Raw genomic sequence first — 15,505 nt, forward strand, 5'->3', positions numbered from 1 at the left:
GTAATCTTGCGCTTTCATTCATGCCCGCTTACGGTTTGAGGCTTAATCAAGGTATACTAAACTTGGAGGTGAGCGAAAATGGGAAATACGGAAGCATCCGTCATCCCGGAGGACAAATGGCTTGCCGTTCTGTCGAATGACGGCTCGCATGATGGGCAATGGTATTACGGAGTGACCACGACGGGAATCTTTTGCCGGCCGTCCTGCAAGTCGAAGCCCCCAAACCGTTCGCATGTCCGGATCTTTGAGACATCGAAGGATGCCTTATCCGAGCGATTCCGTCCCTGCAAACGATGCAAGCCGGTCCAGCGGCAGCTGCCGAACGAGGAATGGGAAGCGCAGGCCCGCGCTTATATCGAGGCGCACTACCAGGAGCCGCTGACCTTATCCCATCTCGCAGACGTGCTGCATCTGAGCCCTTATCATCTGCAGCGGACTTTCAAAAGACTTACGGGTTTAACGCCCGCAGCCTATATTCAGCAAATCCGTATCGGGGAAGCGATGAAGCTGCTTGCCTCAACGCATCTTCCCGTGACCGATATTGCGGGGCAGGTTGGCTATTCGAACGCCGCCCATTTTACGACTAGATTTCAGAACGTTACCGGCCTTACCCCAACCCAATACCGAGGAGCGAAACAACAGCCATGAGCAAAAATGTATACTGGACCCTGCTTCAGCATGACGATTGGAACCTGCATTTGGCCGCGACTGATAACGGCCTTTGTTATGTCGGCTCGCAAGGGGCTTCCTTCGAGGAGCTGGCCGAATGGGCCGAAGCGCGCCTGCCCGGCTACGAGCTGGTCCGGCATGACGCGGAGATGGAGCGTTATACGCATGAGTTTACGAAGTATTTTCAAGGGAGTCTCGACGTTTTTACGCTGCCGCTTGATCTGGTTGGAACTGATTTCCAGCAAAGAGTGTGGCAGGCGATGAGCGCGGTACAGTATGGCAGCACGGCTGCTTATTCCGACCTCGCCGAGACCATCGGGCGTCCGCAGGCTTCCCGGGCCGTAGGTGCCGCAGTAGGCGCTAACCCCCTCCTGATCGTTCTGCCCTGCCACCGGATTGTGGGCAAGACCGGCTCCATGTCCGGCTACCGCGGAGGTCTTCCGATGAAGACGGCATTATTGGAATTGGAACAAAAACGCGGTTAAGCAAAAACATCGACACCAGGCGCAACAAAGAGGCTGCTCCGAGCAAACCGAATGTTACATTCGGATTGTTCGAAGCAGCCTCTTTTTTCGCGTGAACTACGCGTTGTAGAACTTCACGATTTCTTGCACAACCGCTTCCTGTGTGCCGTCCACTTGCGTTTGACGCTGCGGCTTGTTAAAGAGCGCCTGAATTTGCGCAGGGAACTCCTGCTCGATGCCAACGAGCTCAATCGCTTCGTTGAACTTCGCCGGATGCGCCGTTGCCAGCGAGATCGTAACCGAGCCTGCTGCCTCCTGCTGGTCCGATGCTGCAACGCCGCATGCGGAGTGAGGATCCAGCAGATAGCCGGTTTCTTTATTGTAAGCTGCAATCGTATCCAGGCACTCGCGGCCGTCTACGCCATGCGCAGCGAACTCTTCCTGTACTTTGAGGAGCGCGTCGCCGGATACGACGATTTGCCCTTCCGACTTGAAGCCGTCCATAATGGAACGGATTTGCTCCGGATTTTCGTCCAGTACATAGTAAAGGTAACGCTCGAAGTTGCTTGCCACCTGAATGTCCATCGAAGGGCTGTACGTCGTGCGGAAATCGCCCGGCTTGTACACGCCTTCTTTGATGAAGCGCTCAAGGATGTTGTTTTCGTTCGTAGCGAGAATAAGCTTGTCAACCGGCAGACCCATGCGCTTCGCCAGGTATCCCGCAAAAATATCGCCAAAGTTGCCCGTAGGCACGCTGAAGTTCACCTTTGCGTCTTGCTTGCCCGTTTGCTTCGCCACTTGGAAGTACGAATAGAAGTAGTAGACCGTTTGCGCCATAATGCGCACGAAGTTGATCGAGTTGATCGCGCACAGATGGTTAGCCGCTTTGAACTCCAGATCAGCGAACAGGTCTTTAATGATGCGCTGGCAGTCGTCGAAGTTGCCTTCCACGGACAGGTTCAGAACATTGTCCTCTTGAACCGTCGTCATCTGCAGCTCCTGTACTTTGCTTACTTTGCCGTTCGGATGCAGGATGCAGATCTTAATGCCTTCCTTGCCTTTGACGCCTTCGATTGCCGAAGCGCCGGTGTCGCCGGATGTAGCGCCAAGAATGTGGATCTTCTTGTTCTGCTTGCGGGACACGTACGTATATAATTGGCCCATGAACTGGAGCGCAATGTCCTTGAATGCAAAAGTAGGACCATGGAACAATTCCAGCAAATAGAGGTCATCCTTCAGCTTGTGAACCGGCGTAACTTCCGGATGGCGGAATGTCGCGTAGCCGTCGTATACCATTTTCTTCAGATCTTCATAAGGAATTTCATCATTCGTATAAAGCGAGAAAATTTCAAGCACCAGCTCCTGATAGCTGAGCTCCTGCCATTCTTTCAGCTTAGCCGCGGAAACAACCGGAATTTCGTAAGGCACAAGAAGTCCGCCGTCGTCCGCAAGACCCATGAGGAAAGCGTCGACAAAGCCGATTTTGCCTACATTTCCGCGAGTACTGATATATTCCATTTGTAATTCCCTCCTACTATTGCCTAACCTTCCCCCTATTATAGAAAAAGACCGCCGTAACCACAAGACAATCTTGCTGGTTAATAGCGGTCATTCGAGGGTATTCGGCAATTATTTCGCCGCTTTCTTGATCAGGCCGATCAACTGGGACAAGGCGTCCTGGCGGTCGTTTTTCTGCATGTTATCCACGTATTTATCGCGGTTCGCATACAAATCGGTTACGCTGCCGACAAGCGTCTCGGGCGTCATATTCTCCTCGTAGAGCACCTCGCAGAAGCCGGCCGACTGGAACGAACGCGCATTAAGGATTTGGTCGCCGCGGCTCGCTTCCTTCGTCAGAGGAATAAGCAGCATCGGCTTGCGCAGGTACAGGAACTCGAAGATCGAGTTCGAGCCGGCACGCGAGATGATCACGTCCGACATCGCCAGAAGATCCGGCAGCTCCTCGTTCACGTACTCGAACTGTTTGTACTGGGGAGACTGCAGGGAAGCGTCCACCTGACCTTTGCCGCATAAATGGATGATCTGGAACTTCTCCGTCAGCTTGCCCAGCGACGCGCGCACAGCCTGGTTAATCTTGCGGGCGCCAAGGCTGCCCCCCATGATGAGCAGCACCGGCTTGCTCGAAATAAAGCCGGCGAACTTGCGGCCGCGCGCCGCGTCGCCTGCTTTGAGCTGATCCCGAATAACCGCTCCCACGTAATGCGATTTGCCGGCCGGCAAATGCTGCTGCGTCTCCGGGAAGGTCGTGCACACGCCCGCCGCAAAAGGAATCGCGATCTTGTTCGCGAGGCCTGGGGTTAAGTCGGACTCATGGATGAGCACCGGCACCTTGTTCAGCCGCGCGCCAATCACGACCGGAACGGATACGAAGCCGCCCTTCGAGAACAACACGTCGGGCTTTTGCTTCTTAATGATGCGGTAAGCCTGAAAGGCGCCCTTGATAACCTTGAACGGGTCCTTTACGTTCTGCCAATCCAGATAACGGCGCAGCTTGCCCGTTGCGATGCCGTGATAGCGCACATTCTGAAGAGGCTCGATGAGCTGCTTCTCGATGCCAGTTTCCGAGCCTATGTAGTCCACCGACCAGCCTTCTTGTATAAAATGGGGGATCAAAGCCAGGTTAACCGTTACGTGCCCTGCCGATCCTCCGCCTGTAAACATGATTTTACGCAAAACGCTCACTCCTAAAAAGAATTATCACCCAATCGACCTCCAATGGTCGATTATGATGATTCTTACTTCGAAAGCATAATCTTAAAGAATTATCACCAAGACTGGCCTAATAAAGGCCTGTCGTGATGATTCTTACTTCGAAAGCATAATCTTAAAGAATTATCACCAAGACTGGTCTAATAAAGGCCTGTCGTGATGATTCTTGCTTCGAAAGCATAATCTTAAGAATTATCACCCGACCGGCCTAACCACCTTAAGCCGCTCACTTATCCCGTCTATTGTAAGCCAGCAGGCTTGTTGATTTCCAGTATGCAGCGAAAACTTTCCATAACGCGGCAGCTTGAGAAGCGTGCCGGATCACCGGCTCCACTCTACCCTTAAGAATAGCGAGGCCCGCCAACCAAGGCAACGCAAAAAAAGCCGCGACCGGCCCGAGCCTAAGCTCGTCCAATCGCGGCTTCTTTTAATCTTGGGGTTTGCCTTCAATCACCTTAAGCGGACCTGACGGTTCGCCCGCCGGCATGTCTTCTTCGACAAAGCGCTTGAGCGCCTGCAGCTTGTTCTCCCAGAACCGTTCGTAGTAGCTGAGCCAGCGCTTCAGCTCGAGCAGCGGTTCCGGCTCCAGCCGGTATCGCGTCTCGCGCCCTACCTTGCGCTCCTTCACAAGGCCCGCTTCCGCCAGCACGCGCAGATGCTTCGATACGGCGGTCCGGCTCATGGAATAATGGCCGCTAATGACGTTGACCGGCATTTCCTGATCGACTAACAGCTGCAGCAGGCTGCGGCGGGTTGGATCGGCAATCGCTTGGAAGACGTCATGCTTGGGCTCGGAAGCGAGATTATTGTCCTTCGACATAGCTTGCAAACTTCTTCACGATGCCAGCCCAACCGCCGGCCATATGCTCGCGCACTTGCGGATGCGGTTGGTTGAACTCGGTAACCTTGTCCGCATCCCAGCCGCCGTGAATAAGCGTAAATTCGGTTTTACCGCCTTCCAGCTCCTTCAATTCGAAGGTCAGCGTCCAGTCCTTGCCCCAGTTGAAGGTCAGACGGTTCGGAGGATCAACCTCCGTTACTTTGCAAGGAGACTGGCCGAACTGGCCGGCTTCCAGATGGAATTCGTTGCCTACCTCCGGCTTAAAGCTTTCGCTTGGAGCCATAAACCAGGCCGAGACTCCCTCTCTCGTGGATACCGCATTCCATACCTTTTCAATTGGTGCATTTACTTGAACCGTCTGACGTACGTCAGGCAATGTGTTTACTCCGTTGCTCATGATTCATACCTCCGATTATTTTCTAAAGTAACCTGTCGTCACATTTAATTAGGAAACCATTTGGTTTCGTTTTTCATTATAGGAAACCAAATGGTTTCCTGTCAACAGCCTTATTTCGCCAATAGCAGCAGCCGGTCATCCTTATCAGATGGTGTCCCTCTTCCATCCGTATTATTCGTTATGACATAGATATCGCCGTCATGAACGCGTACATCCCGCAGCCTGCCTTCGTTCCAGAGCACGGTGGATATCTTTTTCGTCAGCGTATTGTACCTCAAGAGCTTTTCTCCCCGAAGGGTGGCCACCAGCAGATTATTGCCCGATTCCATCGCTATGCCCGAAGGAGCAATCGTATCCTCGCCCGTATGATAGACCGGATCAATCATGCCCTCCCGGTGCTGCCCGCCAATCACAACCGGCCAGCCGTAGTTGCCCCCAGGCACGATACTGTTGATCTCGTCATGTCCCCCAGGATTGCCCGATGGCCCGTGCTCCGCGACGAACAACATGCCCGAGCTGCTCCAGGCAAGCCCTTGCGGATTCCGGTGCCCGTAGGAGTACACATAAGAATCCGGAAAAGGATTGCCCGGCGGGATCGAACCGTCCAGCTTCATCCGGAGGATTTTGCCGGCCAGACTATTCTTGTCCTGTGCCAATTCCTCCTGACCGGCATCTCCGGTCGTCACGTACAGCAAACCGTCCGGTCCAATCGCCATCCGGCCGCCGTCATGATTAAACGAGCCCGGAATGCCTTCAAGCAGCGCCCTCGATTCTACCCAGGCATCCTTCTCCAGCTTAAGCACAATAATTCGGTTTAAGATTTTCCCGTTTTCCTCATACGTGTGGTAAGCAAAAGCCTCCTTCGAAGCCTGAAAATCCGGAGCAAGCACAAACCCCAGAAAACCGCCTTCTCCTTGGGCATGCACGTTCTTATTGAAATGGACCGGCATTCTCGTCGACTTGCCTTCGGCAACCCGCACGACATTGCCGTCCCTCTCGCTGACATAGATCGCATCGCCGTCAAAAGCGATTACCCACGGTGCCCGCAGCTTCTCGGCCACAACTTTGTAGGGAGTCTGCCCCCCCGATACCTGCGTACCGCCTGTTTTGACCGATGACTTGCCGTCCTCGCAAGAGGCCAGCAAAAGCGCGCCAACCGTTACAACAACAGCGGTTAGAATCCTTTTTCTCATCCCCATCTCTCCTCATCCCGTAAGTTACAGAGGCTGACTGAGCTCGATGTACCTAATCTTATTGTGGTCAAAATAAAGATGGAATTTCAAATAGTCGCCAATTTTGTAGCTCCACTTGGAATCCAGCTGCAAATTCGGCTTGCCAAGCTTCTGCATAACCTCTTCCTTCGGCATGCCGACGGCAAGACCGTCCTGTGTCGCATGATTGCTGTCCAGAAACACGATACTCCGGTTGAGCTGCATAACTCCGTCGCTATATTCGGCTACAGTGCCTACTGCCTGAATGGCATCCTCATAATAATGGCCGAGTTGAGTCGGCTGAACGCTGCTTCTGAGCAGAAGCAGCTGCTCCCACTCGTTATAAGATTTGTTGGCTACGGTCAGCCTTTCTCCTTTATAAGAGAAGCTATCGTCAATCCCGCCTTCGTGGCTTTCCATTTCCAGCCGAGCCTGCTCGAACATCCGGTCAAGCTGCGCCAGCTTCGAGTCCGGCTGCAGGATGCCATGCATCAGCAGCATCACCTGATCATCCGCATAATAACGGCGTCCGCCTAAAAGATACTCGTTTGTGTTCACATCGTACGGGATTCTGTACACCGAATCAGCCGTTTCGAAACGGATTAAGCTCTCCTCGCTTAACGTCTTATCAGCCGAAGCTGCTTTCGTCATCTCAAGCCCATTCAGATTTTGCAGAATAACATACATACGGTCTTGAGGTATCAGCGTTTCCTTCACCCAAATTTTCTTGACCTCTTCCGTCGAGAACGGCAAGGCATCCTTCAGATAACCGTCCTGCCTGGACGGGATAACGAAATATTGCCCCTTTGGTATTGGAGTAGAACTTGGCGAAGCATCCGGCGATGGCGTCACTGACGAACCCGGATCAGGCGCCAACCCTTTTCCCCCGTTTCCTCCAGGTGCTCCAACGTCCTCCCGGAACGCAACGGCAACAATCACGACTATAACAATAAAAGACACGGCAGCCCACGATAAACGAACCAGGCCAGGTCTTTTTCTCTTCTCCCCACGATCGATCGCTTCCGCCTGGCGCACAATCGCTTCCTTCTTCTCCCTCGTAAAAGTCTGCTGGACATGCGGTCCTCGCCGCAACTCACGGTACCATTCCGGCTGCTTCTCATTCATACGCGGCACTCCCCTTCCAACTGCTGCTCATCCGCTTGCGCGCCCTCGACAGTCTCGTTTTGACCGTCCCCTCCGGGAGGCCAAGCGCGTCAGCGATTTCCTTTGTCGTCAGCTCGTATTTCGCATGGAGGACCAGCACCTCCCGCAGCTTAACGGGCAGCTCCAGAACGGCATTCCACAGCTCGGACGTGAAAGCCAGCCTTAAAGCTTCCTGCTCCGCAGACGGACTTTCCCCGTCATGGGAAGCGCTTCTGCCGACAAGCAGCACCCGGCGCATAAAGGCCGTTCTTTTATAATTAATAGCCGTATTTCTAGTCATGGAGAGCAGCCAGGTTCGGATCGAAGAAGCTCCGCGGAACGAGGCAATAGACTGATAGACCTTCAGAAACACATCCTGCGTTACATCATCCGCCAGATCATGCCTGCGCGTGATGACATAAGCCAGATTCCATACATCCTGGCCGTACGAATCCATCAGCTCTCTTAGTCCGGCGGCATCCATGCAGTCCATATAACGCCAATAGCTATTTTCCAAATTTTTCACCTCTCAGACATTAGACAATGCAGCCGGAGGATTAGTTTCATTTCGCATAAAAAAGAAAAAAGACCGGAGCTCAACGTATGCTCCAGTCTCTATATTCCTTACAGTGCGGCCGATGCTGCCAGTCCGAGTGCCGCTTCTTTCTCGCGGACAAGCGGGATTACCTTCTCGCCAAACGCCCTGATATCCTCTTCGTAATGCAGGAAGCCGGTCAGGATCAGATCAACGCCGATTTTTCGCAGCTCGATAATGCGGTCTGCCACCTGCTCCGCCGTTCCGATCAGCCCCGTCTTGAAGCCGTCATTGTACTGGACAAGGTCGGAAAAATCCGAATTCGCCCACATGCCCTCCCGCTCCGGCGAGGCTTTGCCCGCAAAGCCGACCTGGCTGCGGAACCCCTCCACCGCCTCCGGATTCGCATACTCCACAATGTCGCGCAGCACCTGGCGCGCTTCCTCTTCCGTGTCGCGCACGATTACAAACGCGTTTGCCCCGAACTTCAGCTCGCGGCCATTGGCCGCCGCTGCCGCTTTCAGCTCGTCAATCTGCGCCTTGAAGCCCTCTGTCGTATTGCCGTTCATGAAATACCAATCCGATACTTTTGCCGCCATCCGGCGCGCTGCAGCCGAGTTCCCGCCTTGGAAGACCGGAAGGGCTGCCGCCGGCTTCGGCTTCAGGGGAGCCTGGTTCAACCGGTAAAAGTCGCCGCGGAAGCTTGCTTCGTGCTCCGTCCACATTTCTCTCAGGACGCGGATAAACTCCTCCGAGCGGCGGTAGCGTTCGTCATGATCGAGCCAAGGCTCGCCGTAGCTGTGGAACTCTCCCTTGAACCAGCCGCTGACCACGTTAACCGCAGCGCGTCCATGGCTGATCTGATCGATGGTGGCCAGCATCTTCGCAACCGTCCCGGGATGCCATAACCCAGGCAGTACAGCGGCAATCAGCTTGATTTTGCTGGTTACCGCAGCCAAAGCGGAAGCCAGCGTAATCGCCTCGAGCTGATTCTCTGCGCCGTAGCTTGCGACGAACCGCGTCTGAAGCAAGGCAAAGTCAAAGCCCGCTTCTTCTGCGGCTTTCGCGTAGCGGACGTTATCTTCAAAGGACCAGCCGGTCTTTTGCGGAATTTCGGAAATAACAAGCCCTCCGCTTACGTTAGGTACCCAATAAGCAAATTGTAACGACATCATACCCACTCTCCTTCGAATGATAGCTGAAAACTCTATGTTCGAATCTATCTGCCTATTCTAGCCCTTTAGGAATAAAAGCCGGGAACCGGCGCCGTGCCGGTTAAATACCAATTGCCCACATTCCGAAGCTTGAACTCCGCCGGATTATGGAGCGTGTGGGTCCGCACATTGCGCCAGAACCGGTCGAAGCCGAACTTTGACCCCGTTGCCCTTGCCCCCATCACTTCGAAAATCCGGCTGGTCACTTCAAGCGCCATCTTGCCGGCCTGCACATTCGCCGCAGCAACAAAGACCGCCAGCTCGCCGCGTTCAACCTCGCCTAATGCTTCTTCCTTTGCCCAAGCGGCATCAAGCAGACGGTCCGATTTCTCTACGAGACCAAGCGCCGCCTGATAGTCCGCCCACCACTCGCCGTAACGGCTTAAGGTTGAAGGCTCCTCCGAAGCCCGCTCTAGCCCGGAGGTGTACCAAGGCCGCGCATGCTCCAGCGTATACGCTTTTGCTTCTTCCAAGGCTCCTGCCGCGCTGCCGATAAAAATACTCGCCAGAATACTTTGGGACAGCTGCGGAACAAGCGTGGAGAAAACCGTCTGGCCCGCATACGGCGTCTCGAGTATTTCATGCGGCTCTACCCGCACATTATGAAATTTCACGGTGCCGCTGCCGGTCTGGCGCTGGCCCATGTTGTCCCAATCGTCTATGATCTCAACGCCTTCGCGGCCGGAAGGAATAATCCCCTCGTAATAGTCGCCGGTCACGCTGTCGTTCCAGGAAATCGCAAGCAGATCCGAATCCGGCGAGCCGGAGCTGAAGCCTTTTGAACCGTTAACGATTACGCCGTCTTCCGACTTCTCGCCGATAATGGTCTTCTGAAGCGGATTGGAGGAATTGCCCCAGAAATAGTCATTCGTGGCGGTTACTTCGTAGAAATACCGCTTTTGCTCCTCCGTACCGGCCAGATGAGGCGCGATCAGGCAGAGAAAGTGATAGCCGTATACATGCGCCAAGGCCGCATCCGTCCTCGCAAACTCGCGTACAACGCCAAGAACGTCGGACCATTGCCCGCCATAGCCGCCGTATTCGGCCGGAATAAGCAGCTTCAGGAGTCCGCTCTCCCGGATCCAATCGCGCTGCAACTTTGGCGTGCCGCCTTCCTTGTCGCGTTCAGCGGCGTCCTCGCGGAAGCGGTCCGCAAGCTCCCTTGCAGCAGTTAAATAATCCAGAGCCGTACTAGTTGTCATGCAGCATCCTCCTCAACGTCTACTCTCCGCCTTGCGTGAACAGCTCGGGAGGCTGGCCAACAAGCTCTTTACCGACTAACTCGCGTGCCAGATGGTTGGACGGCGCAAGCACGAGACCTGCCCGCACGTCACGGTACAGCCGCTCGATGGTGCCTTTTTTGTACCCGTAGCCGCCTGTTACATCCATGGCAACGGAGACGACCTGGTTCGCGACCTCCGTGGCATGAATCTTGAACTCCGTCGCTTCATACCACAGCTCGCCAAGCGGCCGGCCCTCGGCTTCGTAACGGTTATACTTCTCGGCAAGCGACAGCTGCCAAGGCTTCAGCGCGCTAAGTCCAATCTTTGCGTTCGCCAGCTGCTGTCGGATGACCTGATAGTCCGCGAGACTCCGGTTGAAGTCGCGGTGCACCGTTCTTTTTACCCGTTCTACCACGATAGACAATGCCTCCGAAGCAACCCCGATCCAAGCAGAACCGATGCCAAGAAGGTAGAGCGGATCTACGCCGTTAAACGCAATCTCAATCGCCCGGTTCTCTCCGACAAGCAGATCGGCACGCGGTACGCGGACATTGTCCAGCTTCAGCGGACCGCTCTGGTTGCCGCGTACGCCAAGCGCTTCCCAAGGGCCGGCCGTAATTCCCGGATCCTTGCCGTCGACGATAAAGTAACTGAGATCCGTCGGCTGCTGCGCGCCCGGCGTACGAGTCTGCAGCACGTAGAAGTCGGCATGGCCGCCGCTGGTCGTGAACGATTTTTCCAGATCCAAAATATAATCCTCGCCGTCGCGTTTCGCTTCGCTTAAGTTGAACCAGGTATGCCCGCCCGTTGCCTTCTCGCTCATCGAATGAGTTCCGATCGCGCCCCGGCGGACCGGCTTCAGCCAGCGCTGCTTCTGATCCTCCGTGCCGTAATACACCAGCGTCTGCGCCGCGCCGACATGCATGACATAAATCAGGGAAGTGGAAGGGCAGCCTTTGCCGATCTCCTCCGCGGCCAGCGCAAAAGCGGTATAGTCCAGCCCTAGTCCGTCATAGTCAGTTGGGATGATCAGGCTGTTCCAGCCTTTGTCCGCTAAAGCCTGCAAATTTTCCGAGGGAAATACGCCCTCTCTGTCAATCCGTTCCGCATTCGGGCGAATCACTTCGTCAACGGTTTCCCGGATGGAAGCGACAAGCTGCCCGTAATCCGGCTGTGCTGCAACAGTTGCCATACAAATACCCTCCTTAATCACTCGTTTTATAACCTTTTATATCGATGATGCTTTCGCTTCGTATTCTCCGGTTGGCTCGGCTGCCGCGCCAACGCGGGCTGGAAGCGAGGGATCGCGTTTTACACGGAACCAGGCATAAGCCAGGCTGATGAGGACGATAGCAAAAATGACCCAAGGGAAGTAGCTGACCGGCTTCGGCTGACCGGGCTGAATCATCGCCCAGATCGGAAGCGCGATGCTGATGACGCCAAGCACCGGAAGCACGTAGCGCTGGAATACGTTCAGCTCTTCGTTCGGATACACGATAACCGCAATATTAAGCAGCGCATAAATAAGCAGCAGAGGAATCGTGCCGATCGTTCCGAGGTACCCGAAGCCGGTTACCCATGTATCGCCGGCAAAGCCGAACAGCAGCGCGAATACGATTCCGAGGCCGCTCAGAAGCGACAAAGCGCCGGCAGGCGTCTGCCATTTGGAGACCGCGCTGAGCTTTACCGTGATCAGCCCTTCGCGTGCCGAGTTGAAGGCGATCCGCGAGAAGCCGTTCAGGCAAGCAATCGTCATGCCGACGATACTCGTAAAACCGGCGATAACCGCAAGGAACGAGAAATCGCCCAAATAACGGTCTGCCAGCGTCATGAAAGGATTCGAGCTTTTCACGAGCTCCTCGTTGTTGTTGCCAAAGCCCGCGATAACGGCATAGCTGACAAGCAGATAGAACACCGTCATAATCGCGATGCTGACCAGTACGGCACGTTTGACGTTGCGCTTTGGATTTTGCGTTTCTTCCGCCAGCGCAGCCGAATTCTCGAAGCCGATGAACAAGTAGATGGCCAGCGGGAATCCAAGCCCCACGCCCGCAAGACCTTCCGTTACCGATGAAGGGACAAACGGCTTAGCCGATAATCCGTTAGGCGGATCAAGCAGGATATAGACCGACACGCCAAGCAGCACAAGCACTTCGATGATAAGCGCGATGCTTGCGATTTTGGTCGAGCGATCGATGCCGATAATCGTCAGTCCCCAGATCAGGACGCCAAGGACGACCGTCGGGATCGCCCAATGAATATGAATGCCGTATAACGCCAGCGAGTCCGCGGTCCAGCCGCCAAGCTCGATAAAAGCCGATGCGGCCAGGAACACGGTACCCGCGATAAACACGATAGAAGAAGCCGTACCCGTCACTCCTCCAAACGACATGCCGATATATTTGATCAGCGAGCCGCTGGATGGATGTTTGGCCGAAAAACGGGTTAGGCTGAGCCCGACGATAATAATCGCCACGGCCGATAAGAGCAGCGTAAGCGGCGAACCGATGCCTGTCGCCAGGAAGATAACCGGAAGACCGTAATAAATAGCCGCAGCGGGCGCCATTTGCGCCAAGGTTGAGCCAATGGCATCAACCAAAGTCAGCTTTCGCCTTGGCTCTAAAGCCCTCGGGTTTGACACCGTTTCTTTTTCCAATGAACTCATAAATTCCATTCCTCCCGATCGTTAATAGACAACAAAAAAAAGACTTCCCGCGTTTTCCTGCAAAAGGATAGGAGAGAGCCTTCGGTCGTCCGATCGGATCTATCTTTATTCCATTGTTCACGCGCGCCGGTATTACCGGCCTATTACGCTGACGCTCTCTTCCAGCTCGAGCTGACGCACAAGCGGGATGACCTGCTCCCCAAATAACGCCAGCTCTTCGTCATAATGCAGGAACCCTGTCAGCACCAGGTTGATGCCGATCTCCTTCAATTCGAGAATGCGCCTCGCCACTTGCTCCTTCGTCCCGATCAACCCGGTCTTGAAGCCGTCGTTGAACTGAATTAAATCCTCATACGTGGAATTCGCCCACATGCCGTCGCGGTCGCCTGCCGACTGTCCGGCATGCTTGACTTGCTCGCGGAAGGCTTCTACGGTTGCCGAATCGGCATTCGAAATAATGTCGCGAAGCGCCTGCTTCGCCTCCTCTTCCGTATCCCTCACGATGACGAAGGCATTCACGCCAAACTTGATCTCGCGATTGTTATCGGCGGCATAACCTTTGACCTCATCGATCTGTTTCTTAAGCCCTTCGAGCGTATTGCCGTTCATAAAATAGTAGTCCGATACGCGTCCGGCCATCTGCTTCGCCGCTTTCGAATTGCCGCCCTGGTAGATGGTTGGTCCCGGCACTTGCACCGGTCTAGGCTTGAAATCCGCTTGTCGCAGCCGGAAGAAGTCTCCCGCGTAGGTTGCCTGATCTTCCGTCCACAGCCCGCGCAGCACGCGGATGAACTCCTCCGAGCGGCGGTACCGCTCGTCATGGTCCAGCCAAGGCTGGCCAAGCGCGATGTATTCATCCTTCAGCCAGCCGCTTACAACGTTAATCGCTGCCCGGCCGCCGCTTAGATGATCAATCGTCGTCAGCATCTTCGCTACAATCGCGGGAGGAATAAGACCCGAGGCCACCGCAACAATCAGCCCCAGCTTCTGCGTCTTCACCGCAAGCGCCGCCGCGAAGGTAAGAGATTCCCACTGATTCTCCGAATCGCTGCTGGCTACGAACCTGGTTGGCAGCAGCATATGATCAAAGCCCGTGCGCTCCGCCTGCTCCGCATACCGGATATTCGCCTCAAAGGAGGAGCTGGTCCGCTGCGGCAGCTTTGTCGCCAGCAGCCCGCCGTCTTCGAGGGGGGCCCAATAGCCAAATTCAATTGCGCTCATCTTCCAATCCCCTTTGCCCTTATTTGCCGGAAACAGCCGCTTCTGCCTTCGGCGCGCGTCCGGGAAGCTCGTTGTTTGCAATCATTTCGCCAAACGGACTGATGAAAGCACGGTCGCCTTCTCCGCTCCGCTTCGTCAGCGGCAGCAATGGGAAGAGCAGCTCGGCTGTCCGGTATGCCTCTTCCAGATGCGGGTAACCGGATAAAATAAACGTCTCGATCCCCAGCTCCGCGTATTCCTTGATCCGCTCCGCAACCTGCTCGGCGCTGCCGACAAGAGCCGTTCCCGCCCCGCCTCGCACAAGGCCAATGCCCGCCCACAGATTCGGGCTGATCTCAAGCCGCGAACGGTCGCCGTTATGCAGCTGGCTCATCCGTTTCTGCCCTTCCGAGTCCATGCGCGCGAATATCTTCTGCGCCGACGCAATGGTCTCTTCATCCAGATTTTCAATAAGCTCGTTTGCCGCACGCCATGCCTCTTCTTCCGTCGGACGGACAATGACATGCAGCCGGATGCCGAATTTCAGCTGGCGTCCTTTGGCCGCAGCCAGCCCGCGCATCTTCTCGACCTTCTGCTTAACCGCTGCCGGAGGCTCGCCCCAGGTCAGGTAGACGTCCACATGATCGGCCGCCACGTCCATTGCCGCTTCCGACGAACCGCCGAAATAAAGCGGAGGATAAGGCTTCTGCACGGGCGGATAGAGCACCTTGCCGCCTTCCACCTTCAGATGTTCTCCTTCGAAGTCAACGCTTTCGCCTTCCAGCTCCTTGCGCCAGATATGAAGGAATTCATCCGTCAATTCATAACGCGTGTCGTGGTCAAGGAACAAACCGTCGCCGGCAAGTTCTACCGGATCGCCGCCCGCTACAACGTTAATGAGCAGTCTGCCTTTGGAAAATCGGTCGAGCGTAGCCGACATCCGCGCCGCTACCGTCGGCAGCGTTAAGCCGGGACGAACGGCTACCAGAAACTTCAGCCGTTCCGTTACGGGCACAAGCGTCGAAGCGACAATCCAGGCATCCTCGCAGGATTTGCCGGTTGGCAGCAGAACGCCGCCGTAACCCAGCTCATCGGCAGCCTGCGCGATTTGCTTGCAATAGCTGTACGTGACCGCTCTTGCCCCTTCGCTTGTACCGAGGTATCGTCCATCGCCATGCGTGGGAATAAACCAGAATAATTCCATTGTTCTCAT

15 protein-coding genes are annotated in these 15,505 nt (G+C 55.1%); 2 read left to right on the forward strand and 13 right to left on the reverse strand.

The window, feature by feature from the left end; all coding sequences use genetic code 11:
- The first annotated feature begins 78 nt into the window (after positions 1–78).
- Positions 79–648, forward strand: a complete 570-nt coding sequence (locus tag ACR9FF_RS25955; protein WP_435166354.1) for a bifunctional transcriptional activator/DNA repair enzyme AdaA — start codon at positions 79–81, stop codon at positions 646–648.
- Complete coding sequence (locus tag ACR9FF_RS25960) at positions 645–1,154, forward strand: methylated-DNA--[protein]-cysteine S-methyltransferase (protein WP_435166357.1); 510 nt, start codon at positions 645–647, stop codon at positions 1,152–1,154. Before ACR9FF_RS25955 ends, ACR9FF_RS25960 begins: the two co-directional genes overlap by 4 nt.
- A 96-nt stretch (positions 1,155–1,250) precedes the next feature.
- On the opposite strand, the gene thrC is transcribed toward ACR9FF_RS25960, so the two are convergent.
- The 13 genes from thrC to ssuD form a co-directional block, all read right to left on the reverse strand.
- Entirely contained in the window at positions 1,251–2,651 is a 1,401-nt protein-coding gene (gene thrC / locus ACR9FF_RS25965) for a threonine synthase (RefSeq protein ID WP_435166360.1), read from the reverse strand.
- Between the two features lie 111 nt (positions 2,652–2,762).
- Positions 2,763–3,815 carry an undecaprenyldiphospho-muramoylpentapeptide beta-N-acetylglucosaminyltransferase gene (locus tag ACR9FF_RS25970; protein ID WP_435172216.1) on the reverse strand — a complete coding sequence of 351 codons (1,053 nt, stop codon included), beginning with the start codon at positions 3,813–3,815 and terminating at the stop codon, positions 2,763–2,765.
- A 475-nt stretch (positions 3,816–4,290) separates the two neighbouring features.
- The gene (locus ACR9FF_RS25975; RefSeq protein WP_435166363.1) at positions 4,291–4,683 is read right to left on the reverse strand and encodes an ArsR/SmtB family transcription factor; all 393 of its coding nucleotides are present in this window, start codon (positions 4,681–4,683) and stop codon (positions 4,291–4,293) included.
- The gene (locus ACR9FF_RS25980; protein ID WP_201008329.1) at positions 4,667–5,101 is read right to left on the reverse strand and encodes an SRPBCC family protein; all 435 of its coding nucleotides are present in this window, start codon (positions 5,099–5,101) and stop codon (positions 4,667–4,669) included. Before ACR9FF_RS25980 ends, ACR9FF_RS25975 begins: the two co-directional genes overlap by 17 nt.
- Before the next feature lie 110 nt (positions 5,102–5,211).
- A complete protein-coding gene (locus tag ACR9FF_RS25985; RefSeq protein WP_435166366.1) occupies positions 5,212–6,294 on the reverse strand; it encodes a PQQ-dependent sugar dehydrogenase in 1,083 nt (360 codons plus the stop codon).
- A gap of 24 nt (positions 6,295–6,318) precedes the next feature.
- Positions 6,319–7,437: a hypothetical protein gene (locus tag ACR9FF_RS25990; RefSeq protein WP_435166369.1), complete on the reverse strand. Its 1,119-nt coding sequence runs from the start codon at positions 7,435–7,437 to the stop codon at positions 6,319–6,321.
- Positions 7,430–7,981, reverse strand: coding sequence for an RNA polymerase sigma factor (locus ACR9FF_RS25995; RefSeq protein WP_435166372.1), 552 nt, complete (start codon positions 7,979–7,981; stop codon positions 7,430–7,432). Before ACR9FF_RS25995 ends, ACR9FF_RS25990 begins: the two co-directional genes overlap by 8 nt.
- Before the next feature lie 98 nt (positions 7,982–8,079).
- Positions 8,080–9,162 carry a dimethylsulfone monooxygenase SfnG gene (gene sfnG, locus ACR9FF_RS26000; RefSeq protein ID WP_435172218.1) on the reverse strand — a complete coding sequence of 361 codons (1,083 nt, stop codon included), beginning with the start codon at positions 9,160–9,162 and terminating at the stop codon, positions 8,080–8,082.
- Positions 9,163–9,230: 68 nt separating this feature from the next.
- A complete protein-coding gene (locus tag ACR9FF_RS26005) occupies positions 9,231–10,406 on the reverse strand; it encodes an acyl-CoA dehydrogenase family protein (protein ID WP_435166375.1) in 1,176 nt (391 codons plus the stop codon).
- Between the two features lie 19 nt (positions 10,407–10,425).
- Positions 10,426–11,619: an acyl-CoA dehydrogenase family protein gene (locus ACR9FF_RS26010; protein ID WP_435166378.1), complete on the reverse strand. Its 1,194-nt coding sequence runs from the start codon at positions 11,617–11,619 to the stop codon at positions 10,426–10,428.
- Positions 11,620–11,655: 36 nt separating this feature from the next.
- Entirely contained in the window at positions 11,656–13,092 is a 1,437-nt protein-coding gene (locus ACR9FF_RS26015) for an APC family permease (protein ID WP_435166381.1), read from the reverse strand.
- A gap of 132 nt (positions 13,093–13,224) precedes the next feature.
- Positions 13,225–14,313, reverse strand: a complete 1,089-nt coding sequence (sfnG, locus tag ACR9FF_RS26020; protein ID WP_317979863.1) for a dimethylsulfone monooxygenase SfnG — start codon at positions 14,311–14,313, stop codon at positions 13,225–13,227.
- Positions 14,314–14,332: 19 nt separating this feature from the next.
- The gene (ssuD, locus tag ACR9FF_RS26025; RefSeq protein ID WP_317979862.1) at positions 14,333–15,496 is read right to left on the reverse strand and encodes an FMNH2-dependent alkanesulfonate monooxygenase; all 1,164 of its coding nucleotides are present in this window, start codon (positions 15,494–15,496) and stop codon (positions 14,333–14,335) included.
- Positions 15,497–15,505: the final 9 nt, after the last annotated feature.

Origin of the sequence: Paenibacillus glycanilyticus, from assembly GCF_051200795.1 — a bacterium.
In the GTDB taxonomy this organism is placed as follows: Bacteria; Bacillota; Bacilli; order Paenibacillales; family Paenibacillaceae; genus Pristimantibacillus; species Pristimantibacillus glycanilyticus.

Bases quoted from the DNA above. Each gene is read 5' to 3' on its own strand.
- ACR9FF_RS25955 (WP_435166354.1), top strand. From the start codon at position 79: ATGGGAAATACGGAAGCATCCGTCATCCCGGAGGACAAATGGCTTGCC.
- ACR9FF_RS25960 (WP_435166357.1), top strand. From the start codon at position 645: ATGAGCAAAAATGTATACTGGACCCTGCTTCAGCATGACGATTGGAAC.
- thrC (WP_435166360.1), bottom strand. From the start codon at position 2,651: ATGGAATATATCAGTACTCGCGGAAATGTAGGCAAAATCGGCTTTGTC.
- ACR9FF_RS25970 (WP_435172216.1), bottom strand. From the start codon at position 3,815: ATGTTTACAGGCGGAGGATCGGCAGGGCACGTAACGGTTAACCTGGCT.
- ACR9FF_RS25975 (WP_435166363.1), bottom strand. From the start codon at position 4,683: ATGTCGAAGGACAATAATCTCGCTTCCGAGCCCAAGCATGACGTCTTC.
- ACR9FF_RS25980 (WP_201008329.1), bottom strand. From the start codon at position 5,101: ATGAGCAACGGAGTAAACACATTGCCTGACGTACGTCAGACGGTTCAA.
- ACR9FF_RS25985 (WP_435166366.1), bottom strand. From the start codon at position 6,294: ATGAGAAAAAGGATTCTAACCGCTGTTGTTGTAACGGTTGGCGCGCTT.
- ACR9FF_RS25990 (WP_435166369.1), bottom strand. From the start codon at position 7,437: ATGAATGAGAAGCAGCCGGAATGGTACCGTGAGTTGCGGCGAGGACCG.
- sfnG (WP_435172218.1), bottom strand. From the start codon at position 9,162: ATGTCGTTACAATTTGCTTATTGGGTACCTAACGTAAGCGGAGGGCTT.
- ACR9FF_RS26005 (WP_435166375.1), bottom strand. From the start codon at position 10,406: ATGACAACTAGTACGGCTCTGGATTATTTAACTGCTGCAAGGGAGCTT.
- ACR9FF_RS26010 (WP_435166378.1), bottom strand. From the start codon at position 11,619: ATGGCAACTGTTGCAGCACAGCCGGATTACGGGCAGCTTGTCGCTTCC.
- ACR9FF_RS26015 (WP_435166381.1), bottom strand. From the start codon at position 13,092: ATGAGTTCATTGGAAAAAGAAACGGTGTCAAACCCGAGGGCTTTAGAG.
- sfnG (WP_317979863.1), bottom strand. From the start codon at position 14,313: ATGAGCGCAATTGAATTTGGCTATTGGGCCCCCCTCGAAGACGGCGGG.
- ssuD (WP_317979862.1), bottom strand. From the start codon at position 15,496: ATGGAATTATTCTGGTTTATTCCCACGCATGGCGATGGACGATACCTC.